The organism is Modestobacter sp. NPDC049651 (assembly GCF_040659695.1).
GTDB lineage: Bacteria > Actinomycetota > Actinomycetes > Mycobacteriales > Geodermatophilaceae > Modestobacter.
In genome coordinates, this window is the sequence record NZ_JBFAOG010000002.1 from 63023 (window position 1) to 82855 (window position 19833).

Below are 19833 nucleotides of genomic sequence, written 5' to 3' on the forward strand. Positions count from 1 at the left end.
ACTTTCGGCCCCGAAAGTGGGACGGCGGGCTGTCAGCGCACCTTCGGGCCGGTCATCAGGGCCTTGAGGCTGCCCAGGACGCCGAGCCCGGCGACGGCGATCGCGAACCAGAAGCCGGTCGTGAACCGGTCGAACGACCACCGGGCGTCGGCCAGCGGCACGAGCACCCCCGCGGCCACCAGCAGGGTGACCACCAGCCCCAGCCCGCCGAGGAAGCGGTGGGTGCGGGCCGGGGTGAACAGGAACAGCCCGACCAGGAACAGCAGCGCCCCGCCGAGCACCACGGCCAGCGGCTGCCAGGTGCCGGTGTCGGCGAGCCGGCCGGTGCCCACCCGGGCGTCGTCGATGCCGTTGCGCACCAGGTCGAACCCGGTGCCGCCGCCGTGCACCCAGACCACCAGCAGGCTCACGCCCGCGGCGATGCCGGCCAGCAGCAGGAGCAGCCCGGCGATCGTGTCCGGCCGGCGCACCGCGACCGGGCGGTCGGACCAGTCGGGCGCCGTCACGCCCGCCTCGGTGGGGGACGCGGCGGCGCCCGGGGCGCCGTAGGTCGCCTCCGCGGGGGCGGCGGGGGTCCAGGCCGGCCCGCCCAGGTCGGTGCGCGTCCGGTCGGCGCGGTCCTGCTCGGCCCGGGTCCCGTCCGGGTGGTGGTCGGCGGCGTCGCCGTCCCAGAAGCTCGGCGTCCGCGGCCCGGCGGCCGGGCGGGCGTCGACGACCGGGCGGGGCCCGGTGGGCGGGTGCGGGTCGACGGCCGGGCGCGGCCCGGTGGCCGGGTGCGGGTCGGCCGGGGGGCGGGGGGCGGCCACGGGCATGCCGGCGACGGTGGCCGGGCCGGTGTCGGCCTGCGCGGCGTGCCCCGGCCAGACCGGCGGGAGCTGCTCGGTGTGCTGCTCGCCGGACGGCTGGCCGGGCAGCGGCCGGTTCGGGAGCGCGGCACCGCCGTAGGCGCTGCTGCCGTGCGGCTGGGGACCGGGGGGCCGGTCGTCGGGGCCGGGCGGCTGGCTCATCTGGGTTCCTCCTCCGCGCGCGGGCGCGCGGCGGCCCGTGCAGCTGTCGGTGCTCCCGAGCCTACGGGTGGCGGCGTCGGGCAGACTGCAACACGTGGCAGCGACGACACTCGACGGCAAGGCGACGGCGGCGGCGATCCGGGGGGAGCTGACCGAACGGGTCGCCTCCTTGGCAGCGGCAGGACGACGACCCGGGCTGGGCACCCTGCTCGTGGGCGACGACCCCGGCAGCAGGTGGTACGTCTCGGCCAAGCACAAGGACTGCGCGCAGGTCGGCATCGCCAGCATCCAGCGCGAGCTCCCGGCCACGGCCACCCTGGAGGACGTGCTCGCCGTCATCGACGAGTTCAACGCCGACCCGGCGTGCACCGGCTACATCGTCCAGCTCCCGCTGCCCAAGGGCATCGACGAGAGCGTCGTGCTGGAGCGGATCGACCCGGCGAAGGACGCCGACGGCCTGCACCCCACCAACCTCGGCCGGCTGGTCCTCAACGTGCCCGCGCCCCTGCCGTGCACCCCGGTCGGCATCGTGGAGCTGCTGCGCCGCTACGACGTCCCGCTCAACGGTGCGGAGGTCGTGGTCGTCGGCCGCGGCATCACCGTGGGCCGGCCGCTGGGCCTGATCCTCACCCGGCGCAGCGAGAACGCCACCGTGACCCTGTGCCACACCGGCACCCGCGACCTGGCCGCGCACACCCGCAACGCCGACGTCGTCGTCGCCGCGGCCGGCGTGCCCTCGATCATCACCCCCGACATGGTGAAGCCGGGCGCCGCCGTGCTCGACGTCGGCGTGAGCCGGGTCGACGGCAAGATCGCCGGGGACGTCGACCCCGCGGTGGCCGAGGTCGCCGGTTTCGTCGCCCCCAACCCCGGCGGCGTCGGGCCGATGACCCGCGCGATGCTGCTGGCCAACGTGGTGCTCGCCGCCGAGCAGGCCGCGGCCGCCGCAGCGCTGTCCGCCTGACCGTGGCCCAGCCGCCCGGCCCGGCCGGCACCGGGAAGCCGCCGCTGTACGTGCGGCGGCCGTTCCTCGCCGGGGCGCTGCGCCAGTGGCCGCTGACGTTCGTCGTGGTCACGGTCGGCGCCGGCCTCGTGCTGGTCGCGGTCGACCGGTGGCGGGCCGGGCTGGTGCTGGTGGGCTGCGCGCTGCTGGCCGGCGGGCTGCTGCGGATGCTGCCGGAGCGGCGGCTGGGCTTCCTCGCCGTCCGCAGCCGGACGATCGACGTCACGCTGATGCTCGGGGCCGGGGCCGCGGTGGTCGCCATCGCGCTCTCGGTCCCGGCCGGCTGACCTCCCGGCCGGAAGGCGCGCGGGCGGCCCGGTCGAACCGGGTCGCCCGGCGCTAGGTTGACCGGCATGGCGCAGCGCAGCGGCAAGGTCACCGTCGTCGGGGCCGGCTTCTACGGGTCGACCACCGCCCAGCGGCTGGCCGAGTACGACGTCTTCGAGACCGTCGTCCTCACCGACGTCATCGAGGGCCGCCCCGAGGGCCTGGCGCTCGACATCAACCAGAGCCGGCCGGTCGAGGGCTTCGAGACCCGGGTGGTCGGCGTCGGCGGCGGGTCCTACGCGGGCACCGAGGGCTCGGACGTCGTCGTGGTCACCGCGGGCCTGCCGCGCAAGCCCGGCATGAGCCGGATGGACCTGCTGGAGACCAACGCCCGCATCGTGCGGTCGGTGTCCGAGCGGATCGCGGAGACCTCACCGGACGCCGTCCTCATCGTGGTGTCCAACCCGCTGGACGAGATGACCGCGCTCGCCCAGCTGGCCACCGGCTTCCCGCACTCCCGGGTGATGGGCCAGGCCGGCGTGCTGGACAGCGCCCGGTTCGCGCACTTCGTGGCCGAGGAGCTGGGCGTTCCCGTCGCGTCGGTGCGCACGCTGACCCTGGGCTCGCACGGCGAGACGATGGTGCCGGTGCCGTCGGCCTGCACGGTCGAGGGCAAGCCGCTGGCCGACGTGCTGCCCGCCGAGCGGGTCGAGGCGCTGGTCGACCGCACCCGCAACGGCGGCGCCGAGGTGGTCGGGCTGCTGAAGACCGGTTCGGCCTACTTCGCCCCGTCCGCGGCCGCGGCCCGGATGGCCCGCGCGGTCATCGAGGACTCGGGCAGCGTGCTCCCGGTCTGCGCCTGGGTCGACGGGCAGTACGGCATCTCCGGCGTCTACCTGGGGGTGGAGGCCGAGATCGGCCGGGACGGCGTCCGGCGGGTGGTCGAGACCGACCTGTCGGAGACCGAGCTGGCCGGGCTGCGCACCGCCGCCGACGCGGTGCGCGCCAAGCAGTCCGACGTCGCGGGCCTGTGACCCCGCCCGTCCCACCCCGGTCCCACCCGTCCCACCCGCCCGACCCCGGCCCCGCGCGTCGGTCCGTGCGGCCGACGGTGTAGAGAAGACCAGGACACGTGCGTCCGCGTGCCACCGCACGCCGGGCGCCGCAGTTGCAGACCAGCGGCCGACCAGGCCAGCGAGGAGAGCACGTGAGCAAGATCAAGGTCGAGGGCACGGTCGTCGAGCTCGACGGCGACGAGATGACCCGGATCATCTGGCAGTTCATCAAGGACCAGCTGATCCTGCCCTACCTCGACGTCGACCTCGAGTACTACGACCTGGGCATCGAGCACCGCGACGCGACGGACGACCAGGTCACGGTCGACGCGGCCGAGGCCATCAAGCGGCACGGCGTGGGCGTCAAGTGCGCCACCATCACCCCGGACGAGGCGCGGGTCGAGGAGTTCGGCCTCAAGAAGATGTACCGGTCGCCCAACGGGACGATCCGCAACATCCTCGGCGGCGTCATCTTCCGCGAGCCGATCATCATGCAGAACGTGCCGCGGCTGGTGCCGGGCTGGACCAAGCCGATCATCGTCGGCCGTCACGCCTTCGGCGACCAGTACCGGGCCACCGACTTCCGCTTCCCGGGCGAGGGCACGCTGACGCTGACCTTCACCCCGAAGGACGGCTCGGAGCCCATCGAGCACGAGGTGTTCCAGTCGCCGGGCTCCGGCGTCGTCATGGGCATGTACAACCTCGACGAGTCGATCCGCGACTTCGCGCGCGCCTCGCTGAACTACGGCCTGACCCGCGGCTACCCGGTCTACCTGTCCACGAAGAACACGATCCTCAAGGCCTACGACGGCCGGTTCAAGGACATCTTCGAGGAGATCTTCCAGGCCGAGTTCAAGGACGACTTCGCCAAGGCGGGCATCACCTACGAGCACCGCCTGATCGACGACATGGTCGCCGCCTCCCTCAAGTGGGAGGGCGGCTACGTCTGGGCGTGCAAGAACTACGACGGTGACGTGCAGTCCGACACCGTCGCGCAGGGCTTCGGCTCGCTGGGCCTGATGACGTCGGTGCTGTCCAGCCCCGACGGCCGCACCGTCGAGGCCGAGGCCGCGCACGGCACGGTGACCCGGCACTACCGGCAGCACCAGCAGGGCAAGGAGACCTCGACGAACCCGATCGCGTCGATCTTCGCCTGGACCCGGGGCCTGGCCCACCGCGGCAAGCTCGACGGCACCCCCGAGGTCACCCGGTTCGCCGAGACCCTCGAGCGCGTCTGCATCGAGACCGTCGAGAGCGGTCAGATGACCAAGGACCTGGCCCTGCTGATCAGCAAGGACCAGCCGTGGCTGAACACCCAGGACTTCCTGGCGGCCATCGACAACAACCTGAAGAAGGCCATGGCCTGACCTCGGCCCGACTGCACGACGGCCCCCTCACCCGCTGGGTGAGGGGGCCGTCGCGCGTCCGGGCCCCCGGTGATCGGCGTCAGACGCCGAAGTCCTGGGTCCACCAGGGGCCGCCGCTGCCGGTCGCGACGCCGACGCCGAGCGTGCGCAGGCTGCAGTTGAGGATGTTGGCCCGGTGGCCGGGGCTGTTCATCCACGCCTTCATCACGGCCGCGGCGTCCTGCTGGCCCATGGCGATGTTCTCCGCGCGCATGGTCGTGATGCCGGCCGCCTTCGCCCGGGCCCAGGGGTCCTGACCGCTGGGGTTGGTGTGGTCGAAGAAGTGCCGGTCGCGCATGTCGGCGCTGTGCGCCCGGGCCAGGTCGGCCAGCCGGCCGTCGGCGCTGACCGCGCCGCAGCCCGCCGAGGCGCGCTGCTGGTTCACCAGGGCGAGCACCTCGGCCTCGGGACCGGCAGCGGTCACCGGGGCGGGAGCCGGCACGGGCGCGGGCGCCGGCGCGGGCGCCGGTGCGGCGGACGACGGGGCCGCGGGCTGCGGCGCGGGCTTCTGGCTCGCCACCGACGACGACGGGGCGGCCGGGGCCTTGGGCCGTGGCGACGCGGCGGGCGACGGCGCCGTGGACGACGGCGCCGTCGACGACGGGGCGGACGACGACGCGGGCGCCGTGGTGCTCGGCGCCGGGGTCGGGGCCGCCGGCGACGGCTCGGCGGTCGTGCTCGGGGCCGGCGTGCCGGACGGCGCGGAGCGGGCGGCGCGGTCGGCGGCGCCGCGGCGGCCCTGGTCGGTCCACGAGCGGCCGGGGGCCTGGTGGGCCGAATTCGCGGAGGCGTCCTCGAGCAGCGCACCGGCGGAGTCCTTCACCGGGGGCACCCCGAGCAGGACCCCGCCCAGCACGGCGAGCACGGCGAGGGGGACCCACACCGGGCGGCGCAGGAGGGTGCGGGCGAGCGGTCGCAGCACCCGTCGGGGAACGGACGGCGGCGGGGTGGAGCGGTGGTGCACGGGGACGTCCTCAGAAAGATCACGAATCGTTACCGCGTCGACACTAAGCGCAAACACCTGATCAACTGAAGCCCCGGCGGGAACACCACAGCGACGTCCGCCCGTTGGAGCGGGAAGGCCGTCGGCCTCCTGCCGCCACTACCGTGGCCCCGGAACGGGACCGTCCCGGGCAGGACCCCACCTCTGGAGGAGCACGCCGCCGGTGAGCGACGTCTGGCTCAACATCGTCATGGTCGTCGTCTTCGTGCTGATCGGCGGCGCCTTCTCGGGAGCCGAGATCGCCCTGGTCTCGCTCCGCGAGTCGCAGGTCCGCAGCCTGGCCGAGACCGGCCGCCGCGGGCAGGCCCTGAGCAGGCTGCTCGGCGACCCCAACCGCTTCCTCGCCTCCGTGCAGGTCGGCGTCACGCTCGCCGGGTTCTTCTCGGCGGCGTTCGGTGCCAGCACGCTGTCCGCGCCGCTGGCCGACTGGGCCGTCGGCACGCTGGGCACGTCCCGCGGCCTGGCCGACCCGCTGTCGTTCATCGTCGTCACCATCGCGATCAGCTACCTGTCGCTGGTGGTCGGCGAGCTCACCCCCAAGCGGCTGGCCCTGCAGCGGGCCGAGGGCTTCTCGCTCGTCGTGGCCGCGCCGCTGAACGCCATCGCCAAGCTGTTCCGCCCGGTCATCTGGCTGCTGTCCAAGTCGACCGACCTGCTGGTGCGCGCGCTCGGCGGCAACCCGGACCAGAGCGGTGAGTCGATCAGCCAGGAGGAGCTGCGCGACCTGGTCGCCGCGCACGAGTCGCTGTCCAGCGACGAGCGCCGGCTGATCGACGAGGTCTTCCGCGCCGGCGACCGCGAGGTGCGCGAGGTGATGACCCCCCGCACCGAGGTGCACTTCCTCGACGCGTCGATGACCGCCAGCCGCGCGGCCAAGCAGGTGGCCGACTCCAGCTGGTCGCGGTACCCGGTGGTCGGCCGCAGCGAGGACGACGTGGTCGGCTTCGTGCACGTGCGCGACCTGTTCCTGCCCAGCCACCCCGCCGGCCGGGCGGCGACCGTCGGCGACCTGGCGCGCGAGGTGAAGCAGCTGCCGGGCACCGCGAAGGTGCTCACCGCGCTGTCGGAGATGCGCCGGGAGAACGCGCACTTCGCGATCGTCGTCGACGAGTACGGCGGCACCGACGGGATCGTGACCCTGGAGGACCTCATCGAGGAGGTCATCGGGGACATCTACGACGAGTACGACGCCGACGTCACCGCCGAGACCGACGAGCCGGTGGAAGGCCCGCACGAGGTCGACGGTCTGCTCAACCTCGACGACTTCCGGGACGTCACCGGGCTGGCGCTGCCCGAGGGACCCTACGAGACGGTCGCCGGGTACGTGCTGGCCGACCTCGGCCGGCTGCCGGTGGTCGGCGACACGGTCACCGTCGAGGGCCGGCAGCTCGGCGTGCTGGAGCTCGACGGGCGGCGGATCGCCCGGATCGCGGTGTCCCGGGCACCCGAGCAGCCGGCCGAGGGGGAGCAGCCCGCGGCAGCCGAGGCGACCGCGGGCTGAGCGTCACCGGCGCGAGCGGGTGAACTCCCACGCGTCGGTGACGATCTCGCGCAGCGAGGAGTGCGACGGCGACCAGCCGAGGTCGGCGCGGATCCGGTCGGAGCTGGCCACCAGCCGGGCCGGGTCGCCGGCGCGGCGGGGGCCCACCTCGACGGGCAGCTCGTGGCCGGTGACCTCGCGGACGGCCTCCACCATCTCCTGCACCGAGAACCCGGTCCCGTTGCCCAGGTTGTAGATCCGGTGCTCGCCGGGCGCGGGCGCGGGCAGTGCCAGCAGGTGCGCGTCGGCCAGGTCGGTGACGTGCACGTAGTCGCGGATGCAGGTGCCGTCCGGCGTCGGGTAGTCGTCGCCGTAGATGGTCAGCGCCTTCCGGTCACCGGCGGCGACCTGCAGCGCGATCGGGATCAGGTGCGTCTCGGTCGCGTGCCGCTCACCCCGGCCGAACGCGGCGCCGCCGACGTTGAAGTACCGCAGGCTGACCGCGGCGAAGTCGTAGGCGGTCGCGTACGAGGTCAGCATCGCGTCGACGGCGAGCTTGCTGGCGCCGTAGGTGTTGGTCGGCCGGGTCGGGGCGGTCTCCAGGATCGGCACCTGCTCCGGCTCGCCGTAGGTGGCGGCGGTGGAGGAGAACACGATCCGCCGGCAGCCGGCCGCGCGCATCGCCTCGAGCAGCGCGAGCGAGCCGCCCACGTTGTTCTCCCAGTACAGCTCGGGCGACTCCTGGCTCTGCCCGACCAGGCTCTTGGCCGCGAAGTGCAGCACCGCCTCGGGCCGGACGTCGGCCAGCACCGGGGCCGAGTCCTGCAGCCGGGCCTGCACGAAGCGGGCGCCCTCGGGCACCGCGTCCGCATGGCCGGTCGACAGGTCGTCGAGCACGGTCACGTCGTGACCCCCGGCGAGCAGCGCCGCGGTGACTACGCTGCCGATGTACCCGGCTCCGCCGGTGACGAGAACGCGCATGCTGCGAGCCTAGTCAGCGCCCCGCCGGGGCAGCGGGCGGCAGCCGAGGAGGAGCCCCGTGGTCAGCCCACGTCCGGCCGTGGCGGCGCTGCCCGCCTACCGCCCTGGTCGCAACCCCGCCGACCTGGCCCGCGAGCTCGGGGTCGAGCGCGCGGTGAAGCTGGCCAGCAACGAGGTGGCGTTCCCGCCGCTGCCCAAGGTGGTCCAGGCGATCACGGCCGCGGCGGCCGAGACCAACCGCTACCCGGACAACGGGGCGGCGCTGCTCACCGAGCGGCTGGCCGGGCGCTACGGCGTCCGGCCCGAGCAGGTGGTCGCCGGCTGCGGCGCGGTCATCCTCTGCGAGCAGCTGGCCTGGGCGTTCACCGAGCCGGGCACGAGCATCGCGTTCGCCTGGCGGTCGTTCGAGATGTACCCGCTGCTCGGCCAGCTCACCGGCGCCACGTCGGTGCCGGTGCCGCTGCTGCCCGGCACGACCGGCGCCGCCCCCGACACCCACGACCTCGACGCGCTCGCCGCCGCGGTCGACGGGACCACCCGGCTGGTGTTCGTCTGCAACCCGAACAACCCCACCGGGACGGCGGTGCGGCGGGCCGAGCTGGAGCGGTTCCTGGACGCCGTCCCGGCCACCACGCTGGTCGTGCTCGACGAGGCGTACCGCGAGTTCGTGACCGACCCGGACGTCCCCGACGGGCTGGAGCTGATGCGCGGGCGGCCCAACGTCGCGGTGCTGCGCACGTTCTCCAAGGCCTGGGGGCTGGCCGGGCTGCGGCTGGGCTACCTGGTCGCCGAGGACCCCGCGGTGGCCGACATGGTGCGCCGCACGCACGTGCCGTTCAGCGTCTCGATGATCGCCCAGGCCGCCGGCGTCGCGGCGCTGGACAGCGAGGACGAGGTGCGGGAGCGCTGCGCTGCCGTGGTCGCCGAGCGCGGGCGGCTGACCGCCGCGCTGCGCGAGCGGGGGCTGGCGGTGCCCGGCAGCCAGGCCAACTTCGTCTGGCTGCCGCTCGGCGAGCGCACCGCGGACGTCGCGGCCGCGCTGGAGGCCCGTGCGGTGATCACCCGGCCGTTCGCCGGCGACGGCATCCGGGTCACCGTCGGCACCCCGGAGGAGGACGACGTCTTCCTCGCCGCGCTCGACGCGGTGCTCGCGGCCGTGCCCGCGGCGGCCGTCGACGACACGGCGGTGACGTCGCCCGGCGCGTGAGCTGAGCAGCGGATACGGGACGAGCGGGCGCCGGATCCCGGAGCCTGCCCCGGGACCGCTGGGGCGCGTGGTTCGATGGAGGACGTGCCTGCTCCCCGTGTGCTGTCCGGCATCCAGCCGACGGCGGACTCCTTCCACCTCGGCAACTACCTGGGTGCGCTGAAGCAGTGGGTGGCCCTGCAGGACGACCACGACGCGTTCTACTGCGTCGTCGACCTGCACGCCATCACCGCCGAGCAGCCCGACCCGGCCGTGCTGCGCCGCCGCACCCTGGTGTCGGCCGCGCAGCTGGTGGCGCTCGGTGTCGACCCGGCGCGCAGCACCCTGTTCGTGCAGAGCCACGTGCCCGAGCACACCCAGCTGTCCTGGGTGCTGGAGTGCCTGACCGGCTTCGGCGAGGCCAGCCGGATGACCCAGTTCAAGGACAAGAGCCAGCGGGAGGGCGCCGGGACGACGTCCGTCGGGCTGTTCACCTACCCCGTGCTGATGGCCGCCGACATCCTCGTCTACCAGGCCGACAAGGTCCCGGTCGGCGACGACCAGCGGCAGCACCTGGAGCTGACCCGCGACGTGGCGACCCGGTTCAACAGCCGCTACGGGCAGACGCTGACCGTGCCGGCCGGCTTCATCCCCGAGGCGGCCGCGCGGGTGCTGGACCTGCAGCAGCCGGACAAGAAGATGAGCAAGAGCCTGCCCCCGGCCGGCTGCATCAACCTGCTCGACGACCCCGGGGTGACGGCGAAGAAGATCCGCTCGGCGGTCACCGACACCGGCCGCGAGGTCGTCGCCGACCCGGTGGAGAAGCCCGGCGTCACCAACCTGCTGGGCATCTACGCGGCGCTGTCGGGGCAGACGGTCGCGCAGCTGGAGGAGCACTTCGCCGGCCGCGGCTACGGCGACCTCAAGAAGGAGCTCGCCGAGGTCGTCACCGAGGCGCTGGCGCCGGTGCAGCAGCGCACCGCCGAGCTGCTCGCCGACCAGGCCGAGCTGGAGCGGCTGCTCGCCGCCGGCGCGGCCCGGGCCCGCGAGGTCGCCTCGGTCACCCTCGCCACCGTCTACGACCGGGTCGGCTTCCTGGCGCCGGGCAGCACGGGCGGGGCGTCCGCGTGAGCGGGCAGGCGCAGTGAACGGGTCGGCGGAGTGAGCGGGCGGGCGCTGCGCGCCGACGACACGTTCGTCCACCGGCCGGTCGAGCGGCGCGAGGGCGAGGACACCTCGACGCTGGGCGTGGTCGTGTCGGTGCCCGAGCCGTGGGCCCAGCTGCTGGTGGAGTGGCGGACCAAGTGCGGTGACCCGCAGGCGAGCCTGGTGCCACCGCACGTGACGCTGCTGCCGCCCACCGAGGTCGCCGTCCGCGACCGGGCCGCGATCAGCGAGCACCTGGCCGCCGTCGCCCGCGCGCACGCGCCGTTCGACATGCACCTGTCGGGCACCGGCACCTTCCGGCCGGTCTCCGAGGTCGTGTTCGTGACCGTCGCCCTCGGGATCGGCGACTGCGAGCAGATCGCCACCCACGTGCGCACCGGTCCGCTGGCCCGCCCGCTGTCGTTCCCGTACCACCCGCACGTGACCGTCGCCCACGACGTGCCCACCGACATGCTCGACATGGCGTACGTGGCGCTGGCCGACCTGCACGCGGAGTTCCGGGTCGACTCGTTCACCGAGTTCGAGCAGCAGCCCGACGGCGCCTGGTCGGTCGTGCAGGAGTACCCGCTCACCGGTCCGCGCCGCTGACCCGTCCGGTCAGCCCGGGGGCGGGTCGCCCCCGTCGCCGGACCGGCGGTCCCGCCGGCGCCGGGCGACCAGGAACCCCGCCAGGACGGTGAGCGCGCCGACCAGGCCCAGGGTGCCCATCAGGTCGAGCAGCCGCCGCGCCTGCGGGCCGGGGTCGTCGGGCGCCGGGGCCGGCGACCCGGACGGCGGGCTGGTGGGTGCCGGCGCGGCGGCCGGCGTCGGCGCGGGGGAGGGCAGCGGGGTCGCCTCGGCCGGCGCCGTGGTGGTGAGCACCGTGGGGGCGGGCGCGACCGGGTCGACCAGCCGGCCCACGCTGCTGCCCGGCGGGGTGGCGAAGCCCCAGTCCAGCAGGAGCGCGGCCTGCTGCTGCTCGGGCACCGGGCGCCGCTCGGCCTGCATCAGGCTGACCACCAGCCGCCGGCCGCCGCGCTCGGCGGCGACGACGAACGTGTGCCGGGCGGCGTCGGTGAACCCGGTCTTGCCGCCCAGGGTGCCCGGGTAGGTGGCCAGCAGCGCGTCCTGGTTCTGGATCTGGAAGCCCGGCCGGCCGCCGGCGTCGGGCAGCTGCGCGGTGGGGGTCTGCAGGTAGCCCAGCGCGATGGGGTCGGCGATCAGCTGCCGCATGACCAGCGCCAGGTCGTAGGGCGAGGAGGACTGGCCGGCGACGTCCAGCCCGGACGGCGTGCCGACCACGGTGTCCCAGGCGCCGATCCGCGCCGCGGTGGCGTTCATCGCCGCCACCGTGGCCTCGACGCCGCCGGCGGCCCGGGCCAGCGCGTTGGCGCAGTCGTTGCCCGACTGCAGCACCAGCGCCTGGAACAGCAGCGGCACCGGGTACTGGCCGCCCTCGACCAGCCCGACCCGGCTGCCCTCCACGTCCTCGTCCTCGCGGGTGCCGGCCACCACCTGCGCGGGGTCGAGCACCGGCACGAGGGTGAGCAGGGTCAGCGTCTTGAGCGTGCTGGCCGGGTAGTAGCGGCCGTGCGGGTCCTGCGCGGCGAGCACCTCGCCGGTGCCGGCGTCGGCGACCAGCCAGCCGCGCGCGTCGATCCCGGCCGGCAGCGGCGGGGCGCCGGGCGCGACCACCAGCCCGCGGGTGGCCAGCTGCGGTCCGCCGACGGTGCTGCCGTCGGGCGCGCTGCCCTGCGGCGGGCGGTCCGGGTACGGCACCGTCGGCGTCGGTGCGGCCGGGTCGGCGGTCGGCCGCGGGCCGGCCGCCAGCGCCGGCCCGCCGGTGCCCGCGCAGAGCAGGACGGCCGCGACCGACCCGGCGGCGAGCCGGGCGCGGAACGGGACGCGGCGCACGCCCCGAAGCTAACCGGCGGCACCCGCGCGGAACGCACCCGGGAGCGCCCGGCAGTGAGCCACGGCACGCGGCGTCCGTGAGCCCGCTCGCCCCGCGCGAGCGCGTGTGTGTGCCGTGTTGCCGCTCGGCAACGATCCCATCACGGTCCGGCCCTCGGGGGTCATCTCCCGGGCGGGCGCAGTTAGCGTGCCGAGGTCGCCGTCGCCCGGCCTGCCTGCCCCCGCGGGCTGCCGGGGCGGCGGGAGGAACGCCCGAGAGGGACCACGAACCGGACACCCGCAGGGGCGGATCACCACCCCTGCGCCCGTCCGCGAGGAGAGGAGAGCGTCTTGCGCCACGCGCGTGGGATGAAGGCCGCGGCGCTGCTGCTGGCCGGCGGACTGGCCCTGGCGGCCTGTGCGAGCGACGACAGCGACGGCGGCAGCGGCAGCAGCAGCGGCGGCGGCAGCGACAGCGTCAAGATCGGGCTGGCGTACGACACCGGCGGCCGCGGCGACAAGTCGTTCAACGACTCGGCCTACGCCGGCGTCGAGGCGTTCGTCAGCGCCCACAAGGGCAGCAAGGTGCAGGAGCTGTCGCCCAACGCCGACGCCTCCAACCGGGCCGACCTGCTGACCCAGCTCGCCGACCAGGGCTTCAACCCGGTCATCGCCGTCGGCTTCAACTACGCCGACGTCATCGGCGACGTGGCCAAGCAGTACCCGGACACCTCGTTCGCCGTCGTCGACTCCACCGGTGTCGACGTCGCCGACAACGTCACCGGCCTGCAGTTCGCCTCCAACGAGGGCTCGTTCCTCGGTGGTGTGGCGGCCGCGCTGAAGACGACCACCAAGCACGTCGGCTACATCGGTGGTGTCGAGAGCCCGCTGCTGCAGAGCTTCGAGGCGGGCTACGTCGCCGGCGTCAAGGCCGTCGACCCGGCCATCCAGGTCGACGTCCAGTACCTGTCGCCCAACGGTGACTTCTCCGGGTTCAGCGACCCGGCGAAGGGCCAGATCGTCGCGCAGGGCATGTACGACTCGGGTGCCGACATCATCTACGCCGCCGCGGGTGGCTCGGGCATCGGTGTCTTCCAGGCGGCCAAGGCCAGCAACAAGCGGGCCATCGGCGTCGACTCCGACCAGTACCAGACCGTCGGCGACCCGTCGCTGCAGCCGGTCATCATGACCTCGGTGCTCAAGCGGGTCGACAACGCCGTCCAGGCCTACATCGAGGACTTCGCCGACGGCGGGGTCAAGGGCGGCCAGGACGAGACCTACGACCTCAAGAGCGAGGGCGTCGGCCTGTCCACCAGCGGTGGGTTCATCGACGACATCAAGACCCAGATCGACGACTACACCAGCCAGATCACCAGCGGCAAGATCAAGGTGCCCTCGAAGCCCTGATCCGCACGCGCTGCGCACGACGGGGCGGCGGGTCCCGGGCGTTCCACGCCCCGGGACCCGCCGTTCCCATGTCCGGGCCCGTTCCACCTGCGGAACGGGGGCCGGGCGTCTGTACCGTTCCCGTCGTCCGTGAGGACGACGTCCTCCGCGTCACCCGGCGGGTCACCCGCCGGCCGACGCCCCTCCGGTTCGAGGAGTCAGGTTGAACGAGCCCACGCCGCTGGCGGTGGAGCTGCGCGGGATCACCAAGCGGTTCCCCGGTGTCGTGGCGAACTCAGACATCGAGCTGCGGGTCCGCCGCGGCGAGGTGCACGCCATCGTCGGGGAGAACGGCGCCGGCAAGTCGACGCTGATGAAGACCCTCTACGGGATGCACCGCCCGGACGAGGGCGAGATCCTGGTCGACGGCCGGCCGGTGACCTTCCGCAGCCCGGGCGACGCGATCGCCGCCGGCATCGGAATGGTCCACCAGCACTTCATGCTGGCCGACAACTTCACCGTCCTGGAGAACGTCGTCCTGGGCAGCGAGCCCACGAAGGGCGGCCGGCTGGACCGCGCCGAGGCCCGCCGCCGGATCCGGGAGATCTCCGACAGCTACGCCCTGGGCCTGGACCCCGACGCGCTGGTCGAGGACCTCGGCGTCGGCGACCGGCAGCGGGTCGAGATCGCGAAGGTGCTCTACCGGGGCGCCCGCACGCTGATCCTCGACGAGCCGACCGCCGTCCTGGTGCCCCAGGAGGTCGACGAGCTGTTCGGCAACCTCGCCGAGCTCAAGCGCGAGGGCCTCACCGTCATCTTCATCTCGCACAAGCTCGACGAGGTGCGCAAGGTCGCCGACGCGATCACCGTCATCCGCCGCGGCACCACCGTCGGCGAGGCCGACCCGCGGACGACGACCGCCAAGCAGCTGGCCGAGATGATGGTCGGCGCCGAGCTGCCCACCCCGGCCACCCGCGAGTCGACCGTCCGCGACACCCCCGTGCTGCGCCTGGACGGCGTGACCGTGCGCAACGCCGAGGGCCGGCCGGTCGTCGACGGTGTCACCTTCACCGTCCACGAGGGCGAGGTCGTCGGCATCGCCGGCGTCGAGGGCAACGGCCAGGCCGAGCTGGTCGACGCGATCATGGGCCTGCGGCCGCTGGACGGCGGCGTGCTCCACCTCGGCACGGACGACGTCACCGCCTGGTCGACCCGGGAGCGGCGCGAGCGCGGGATCGGGTTCATCCCCGAGGACCGGCACCGCCAGGGCATGCTGCTGGACGCGCCGCTGTGGGAGAACCGCGTGCTGGGCCACCAGACCCGGCCGCCGTCGGCCAAGGGCGTGTTCATCGACCGCAAGGGCGCCCGCAGCGACACCGAGCGGATCATGCGCGAGTACGACGTCCGCGCGCCCGGCCCGGACACCCTCGCCGTCGCGCTGTCCGGCGGCAACCAGCAGAAGCTCATCGTCGGCCGCGAGATGAGCGCGAAGCCGCGGCTGCTCATCGCCGCCCACCCGACCCGCGGGGTCGACGTCGGGGCCCAGTCGGCGATCTGGGAGCTGCTCAAGGACGCCCGAGCCGAAGGGATGGGGATCGTGCTGATCTCGGCCGACCTCGACGAGCTGATCGGCCTGTCCGACACGCTGCACGTCATGCTGCGCGGCCGGGTGGTCGCCACGCTGGACCCGGCCCGGCTCACCCCCGAGGAGCTCGGCGGGCACATGACCGGCGCCGGTGCCCAGGCCGAGGTGACCGCGTGACCGCCGTCCGCCGGCTCGGCCGGACGCTGCTCGCGCCGGTCCTCGCCGTCGTCGTCGCGCTGCTGATCTCCGCGGTCGTCATGCTGGCGATCAGCGTCAACCCGGTCGACGCGCTGCGGGTCATGTTCGACTTCGGCGAGACCTCCACCCAGCAGATGACCGCGCTGATCGTGGTCCTCAACCGGGCGGTGCCGCTGTTCCTCTCCGGCCTGGCGGTCTCCATCGCCTTCCGGATGGGCCTGTTCAACATCGGCGTCGAGGGCCAGTACCGGATGGCCACCATCCTCGCCGCCGGCGCGGGGGCCGCGGTCGCGCTGCCGGGCCCGCTGCACGTCGCGCTGATCATGGTCACCGCGATGGCCGTCGGCGCCGTCTGGGCGGCCGTCGTGGCGATCCTGAAGGTCACCCGCGGCGTCAGCGAGGTGATCAGCTCGATCATGCTGAACTTCATCGCGCTGGGCACGGCGTCCTACCTGCTCACCGGCCCGCTGCGGGGCAGCAAGCCGGGCGCCTCGATCGTCACGACCGCGGAGATCCCCGAGTCCGGCTGGATGCCCAGCCTCAACGGCCTGCTCTCCTCGCTCGGCCTGGAGAGCCCGCCGCGGCAGCTCTACGGCTTCCTGGTCGTGGCGATCGTCATCGGCGTGCTCATCGCGGTGCTGCTCAAGCGCACCCGGTTCGGCTTCGACCTGCGGGCCAGCGGCCTGTCGCCGTCGGCCGCCTCGGCCAGCGGCGTCGACGCCCGCGGCATGGTCATCAAGACGATGGTGCTGTCCGGCGCGGTCGCCGGGCTCATCGGCCTGCCCGACCTGCTCGGCAGCGACCACCACTACGGCACGGAGTTCACCACCGGCCTGGGCTTCCTCGGCATCGCCGTCTCGCTGCTCGGCCGCAACAGCCCGGCCGGCATCGCGGTCGCGGCGCTGCTGTTCGCCTTCCTCGACCGGGCGCAGGTGCCGCTGCAGCTCAACGACATCCCGTCCTCGGTCGTCACGATCATCCAGGGCACGATCGTGCTCGCCGTCGTCATCGCCAACGAGGTGGCCCGCCGGCTCACCCGGCGCGCGGCCGAGCGCGGCACCCCGGTCGCCCCGCCGTCCACCGGTGACGGCAGCACCGGTGGCGGCCAGGGCGGGGACGGCGGCCCGCCGCCGGACGACGGCCCGGGCAGCGGCACCGGACCGGCGATCAGCACCGCCACCGGTCGCGGTGGCCGCAGCGACGACGTGGAGGTCTCGCAGTGAGCACCGCCGTGACCACCGCCCCCGCGCCCGGCGCCTCCCGCGGCCGGCTGACCGAGCTGTTCACCGGTGGCGGGCGCGCGCGCCGGCTGACCTGGCTGCTCGTCGGGCTGATCGTGCTGTTCTCCGCGGTGCGGGTGATCAGCGGCGAGCAGCAGCTCACCTCGTCCTCGACGCTGTCCGCGGCGCTGCTGCTCGCGGTGCCGCTGGCGCTGGTGGCCCTCGGCGGCCTGTTCTCCGAGCGGGCCGGCGTGGTCAACATCGGCCTCGACGGGATGATGACCCTCGGCACCTGGGGCGCCGGCTGGGCCGGGTACCAGTGGGGCTGGCAGGGCGCGGTCGTCGGCGGCCTGGTCATGGGCGCGCTGGGCGGGCTCGTGCACGCCGTCGCCACGGTGAGCTTCGGCGTCGACCACGTCGTCTCCGGTGTGGCGATCAACATCCTCGCCGGCGGCGTCGTCCGCTTCCTGTCCGAGACGATCTACGTCGACAACCCGGCCGGCGGTGGCGTCACCCAGTCGCCGGCGCTGTCGAGCAAGCCGCCGTCGTTCTCGGTGCCCTTCTTCTCCTCGGGCGCCGACGTGCTCGGCGACCTGGAGCGCAAGCACTGGTTCCTGCTGTCCGACGTCGCGGGGCTGCTGCGCGGCCTCACCAACAACGTCGGCGTGCTGACCGTCGTCGCCGTCCTGCTGGTGCCCGCCGCCTACCTGCTGCTGTGGCGCACCGCGTTCGGCCTGCGGCTGCGGTCGTGCGGGGAGAACCCCGCGGCCGCCGACTCCCTCGGCGTGCCGGTCTACCGGCTGAAGTACACCGCGGTGGTCATCTCCGGCGCGCTGGCCGGCCTCGGCGGTGTCTTCCTGGTGTTCGTCGCCAACCTGTACCGCGAGGGCCAGACCAACGGCCGCGGCTACATCGGCCTCGCCGCGCTGATCTTCGGCAACTGGCGGCCGGGCGGGCTGGCCGGCGGCGCCTCGCTGTTCGGCTTCGCCGACGCGCTGCAGCTGCGCAGCCAGAGCGCCGTCGTGGCGCTGCTGCTGCTCCTGGCGATCGGGCTGGCGGCCATCGCGGTGCTGCAGTTGGTCCGCGGCAAGCGGCTGCAGGCGGTGCTGGCGCTGGTGTTCGCCGCCGCCGCGCTGGTCGGCTTCCTCACCATCGACGAGCTGCCCGACGGCATCGTCTCGTTCACCCCGCACATCGTCACGCTGTTGGTGTTGTCGCTCGCCTCGCAGAGGCTGCGGATGCCCAAGGCGGACGGACTGGTCTACCGGAGAGGGGAGCACTAGTGGCGGACATCGACTGGGATGCGCTGCGCACGGCCGCGCGCGAGGCGATGACCCACGCGTACGCGCCCTACTCGGACTTCCCGGTGGGCGTCGCCGGGCTGGTCGACGACGGCCGCCTGGTCACCGGCTGCAACGTCGAGAACGCCTCGTACGGCCTGGGGCTGTGCGCCGAGTGCGGCATGGTCAGCGACCTGGCCCGCACCGGCGGTGGCCGGCTGGTCGCCGTCGCGTGCGTGGGCGGCGACGGGCAGCCGCTGATGCCCTGCGGCCGGTGCCGCCAGCTGCTCTGGGAGCACGGCGGCCGCGACATGCTCATCGAGACGGTGTCGCTGGGCATCGTGCCGATGAGCGAGGTGCTGCCGGACGCGTTCGGCCCCGACGACCTCGTCGCGGCGGCGCAGCGGTGAGCGCCCCCTTCGACGCGATCGACGTCATCCGGGCCAAGCGCGACGGGCAGCCGCTGTCGGCGGAGCAGATCCGCTGGGTGATCGGCGCCTACACCGCCGGCGACGTCGCGCACGAGCAGATGAGCGCGCTGCTCATGGCGGTGTTCTTCCGGGGCCTGTCGCCCGACGAGCTGTCGGTGTGGACGCGGTCGATGATCGACTCCGGCGTCCGCAAGGACCTGTCGGGGCTCGGCCGGCCGACCGCCGACAAGCACTCCACCGGTGGCGTCGGCGACAAGATCACCCTGCCGCTGGCGCCGCTGGTCGCCGCCTGCGGCGTGGCGGTGCCGCAGCTGTCCGGCCGCGGCCTCGGGCACACCGGCGGCACGCTGGACAAGCTCGAGTCGGTGCCCGGCTGGCGGGCGTCGCTGTCGGACGAGGAGTACGTCCAGCAGCTGCGGGACGTCGGCGCGGTCATCTGCGCCGCCGGCAACGACCTGGCCCCGGCCGACAAGCTGCTGTACGCGCTGCGCGACGTCACCGGCACCGTCGAGTCGATCCCGCTGATCGCCAGCTCGATCATGAGCAAGAAGATCGCCGAGGGCGCCGACGCGCTGGTGCTCGACGTGAAGACCGGGTCGGGTGCGTTCATGAGCGACCCCGACCGGGCGCGCGAGCTGGCCCGCACCATGGTCGGCCTCGGTGAGGCGGCCGGGGTGCGCACGGTGGCCCTGGTGACGGCGATGGACCGGCCGCTGGGCCGCACCGCCGGCAACGCGGTCGAGGTCGCCGAGTCGGTGGAGGTGCTCGCCGGCGGCGGGCCGGCCGACGTCGTCGAGCTCACCCTGGCGCTGGCCCGGGAGATGCTCGCCGGCGCGGGCCGCGCCGACGTCGACCCCGCCGACGCGCTGGCCGACGGCCGGGCGATGGACGTGTGGCGGGCGATGATCAGCGCCCAGGGCGGCGACCCGGACGCGCCGCTGCCGCAGCCGGCCGAGACCCACGTGGTCACCGCCCCGGCCACCGGCACGCTGACGAATCTGGACGCCTACGCGCTGGGCGTCGCCGCCTGGCGGCTGGGTGCCGGCCGGGCCCGCAAGGAGGACCCGGTGTCCGCGGCCGCCGGGATCACCTGGACGGCGACGGTGGGCGAGCAGGTGACCGCCGGTCAGCCGCTGCTGGAGCTGCGCACCGACGACGCCGGCCGGATCCCGCGCGCGCTCGAGGCGCTGGAGGGCGCGGTCGGCGTCGACACCGGCGACCAGCCGCTGCCCCTGCTGCTGGACCGCATCACCGCCTGAGTGGAGTCCCAGCGCATCGTTTCCCGAGCGCTGGGACTCCACCCCGG

General features: G+C 74.3%; 18 protein-coding genes. 14 read left to right on the forward strand and 4 right to left on the reverse strand.

The window, feature by feature from the left end; translation table 11 throughout:
- Positions 1-32: 32 nt before the first annotated feature.
- Positions 33-1007: a hypothetical protein gene (locus AB0J00_RS03675; RefSeq protein ID WP_357740309.1), complete on the reverse strand. Its 975-nt coding sequence runs from the start codon at positions 1005-1007 to the stop codon at positions 33-35.
- 94 nt (positions 1008-1101) lie between these two features.
- Here AB0J00_RS03675 and AB0J00_RS03680 point away from each other — a divergent pair, with 94 nt between their 5' ends.
- The 4 genes from AB0J00_RS03680 (at position 1102) to AB0J00_RS03695 (ending at position 4699) form a co-directional block, all read left to right on the forward strand.
- Entirely contained in the window at positions 1102-1971 is an 870-nt protein-coding gene (locus AB0J00_RS03680; RefSeq protein WP_357740312.1) for a bifunctional methylenetetrahydrofolate dehydrogenase/methenyltetrahydrofolate cyclohydrolase, read from the forward strand.
- A gap of 2 nt (positions 1972-1973) precedes the next feature.
- Complete coding sequence (locus AB0J00_RS03685; RefSeq protein WP_357740314.1) at positions 1974-2297, forward strand: DUF3017 domain-containing protein; 324 nt, start codon at positions 1974-1976, stop codon at positions 2295-2297.
- 66 nt (positions 2298-2363) lie between these two features.
- Positions 2364-3311: a malate dehydrogenase gene (gene mdh / locus AB0J00_RS03690; protein ID WP_357740317.1), complete on the forward strand. Its 948-nt coding sequence runs from the start codon at positions 2364-2366 to the stop codon at positions 3309-3311.
- A 173-nt stretch (positions 3312-3484) separates the two neighbouring features.
- Positions 3485-4699 (forward strand): NADP-dependent isocitrate dehydrogenase, encoded by a 1215-nt coding sequence (locus tag AB0J00_RS03695; protein WP_357740320.1) that lies wholly within the window; start codon positions 3485-3487, stop codon positions 4697-4699.
- A gap of 79 nt (positions 4700-4778) precedes the next feature.
- On the opposite strand, the gene AB0J00_RS03700 is transcribed toward AB0J00_RS03695, so the two are convergent.
- Positions 4779-5660: a CAP domain-containing protein gene (locus AB0J00_RS03700; RefSeq protein ID WP_357740323.1), complete on the reverse strand. Its 882-nt coding sequence runs from the start codon at positions 5658-5660 to the stop codon at positions 4779-4781.
- A gap of 244 nt (positions 5661-5904) precedes the next feature.
- Here AB0J00_RS03700 and AB0J00_RS03705 point away from each other — a divergent pair, with 244 nt between their 5' ends.
- The gene (locus AB0J00_RS03705) at positions 5905-7242 is read left to right on the forward strand and encodes a hemolysin family protein (RefSeq protein ID WP_357740326.1); all 1338 of its coding nucleotides are present in this window, start codon (positions 5905-5907) and stop codon (positions 7240-7242) included.
- Between the two features lie 3 nt (positions 7243-7245).
- Here AB0J00_RS03705 and galE read toward each other — a convergent pair whose 3' ends face one another.
- On the reverse strand, positions 7246-8202 hold the full coding sequence (galE, locus tag AB0J00_RS03710) for a UDP-glucose 4-epimerase GalE (RefSeq protein ID WP_357740329.1): 957 nt from the start codon (positions 8200-8202) through the stop codon (positions 7246-7248).
- 58 nt (positions 8203-8260) lie between these two features.
- On the opposite strand from galE, the gene hisC reads away from it, so the two are divergent.
- The 3 genes from hisC (at position 8261) to AB0J00_RS03725 (ending at position 11143) form a co-directional block, all read left to right on the forward strand.
- Positions 8261-9409, forward strand: a complete 1149-nt coding sequence (gene hisC, locus AB0J00_RS03715) for a histidinol-phosphate transaminase (RefSeq protein WP_357740332.1) — start codon at positions 8261-8263, stop codon at positions 9407-9409.
- An 84-nt stretch (positions 9410-9493) separates the two neighbouring features.
- Positions 9494-10519 carry a tryptophan--tRNA ligase gene (trpS, locus tag AB0J00_RS03720; protein WP_357740335.1) on the forward strand — a complete coding sequence of 342 codons (1026 nt, stop codon included), beginning with the start codon at positions 9494-9496 and terminating at the stop codon, positions 10517-10519.
- Between the two features lie 30 nt (positions 10520-10549).
- Positions 10550-11143 (forward strand): 2'-5' RNA ligase family protein, encoded by a 594-nt coding sequence (locus AB0J00_RS03725; protein WP_357740338.1) that lies wholly within the window; start codon positions 10550-10552, stop codon positions 11141-11143.
- Between the two features lie 9 nt (positions 11144-11152).
- On the opposite strand, the gene AB0J00_RS03730 is transcribed toward AB0J00_RS03725, so the two are convergent.
- A complete protein-coding gene (locus AB0J00_RS03730) occupies positions 11153-12448 on the reverse strand; it encodes a D-alanyl-D-alanine carboxypeptidase (protein WP_357740341.1) in 1296 nt (431 codons plus the stop codon).
- 330 nt (positions 12449-12778) lie between these two features.
- Between AB0J00_RS03730 and AB0J00_RS03735 the strand changes: the two genes are divergently transcribed.
- From AB0J00_RS03735 to AB0J00_RS03760, 6 genes are all read left to right on the forward strand, one after another.
- Positions 12779-13834 carry a BMP family ABC transporter substrate-binding protein gene (locus AB0J00_RS03735; RefSeq protein ID WP_357740344.1) on the forward strand — a complete coding sequence of 352 codons (1056 nt, stop codon included), beginning with the start codon at positions 12779-12781 and terminating at the stop codon, positions 13832-13834.
- A 202-nt stretch (positions 13835-14036) separates the two neighbouring features.
- Positions 14037-15575 carry an ABC transporter ATP-binding protein gene (locus AB0J00_RS03740; RefSeq protein WP_357740347.1) on the forward strand — a complete coding sequence of 513 codons (1539 nt, stop codon included), beginning with the start codon at positions 14037-14039 and terminating at the stop codon, positions 15573-15575.
- Positions 15572-16819: an ABC transporter permease gene (locus tag AB0J00_RS03745; protein ID WP_357740350.1), complete on the forward strand. Its 1248-nt coding sequence runs from the start codon at positions 15572-15574 to the stop codon at positions 16817-16819. Before AB0J00_RS03740 ends, AB0J00_RS03745 begins: the two co-directional genes overlap by 4 nt.
- The gene (locus tag AB0J00_RS03750; RefSeq protein ID WP_357740352.1) at positions 16816-18099 is read left to right on the forward strand and encodes an ABC transporter permease; all 1284 of its coding nucleotides are present in this window, start codon (positions 16816-16818) and stop codon (positions 18097-18099) included. Before AB0J00_RS03745 ends, AB0J00_RS03750 begins: the two co-directional genes overlap by 4 nt.
- The gene (locus AB0J00_RS03755; RefSeq protein WP_357740355.1) at positions 18099-18506 is read left to right on the forward strand and encodes a cytidine deaminase; all 408 of its coding nucleotides are present in this window, start codon (positions 18099-18101) and stop codon (positions 18504-18506) included. The genes AB0J00_RS03750 and AB0J00_RS03755 overlap by 1 nt, the downstream gene beginning before the upstream one ends.
- Positions 18503-19786: a thymidine phosphorylase gene (locus AB0J00_RS03760; protein WP_357740358.1), complete on the forward strand. Its 1284-nt coding sequence runs from the start codon at positions 18503-18505 to the stop codon at positions 19784-19786. The genes AB0J00_RS03755 and AB0J00_RS03760 overlap by 4 nt, the downstream gene beginning before the upstream one ends.
- The last annotated feature ends 47 nt before the right edge of the window (positions 19787-19833 follow it).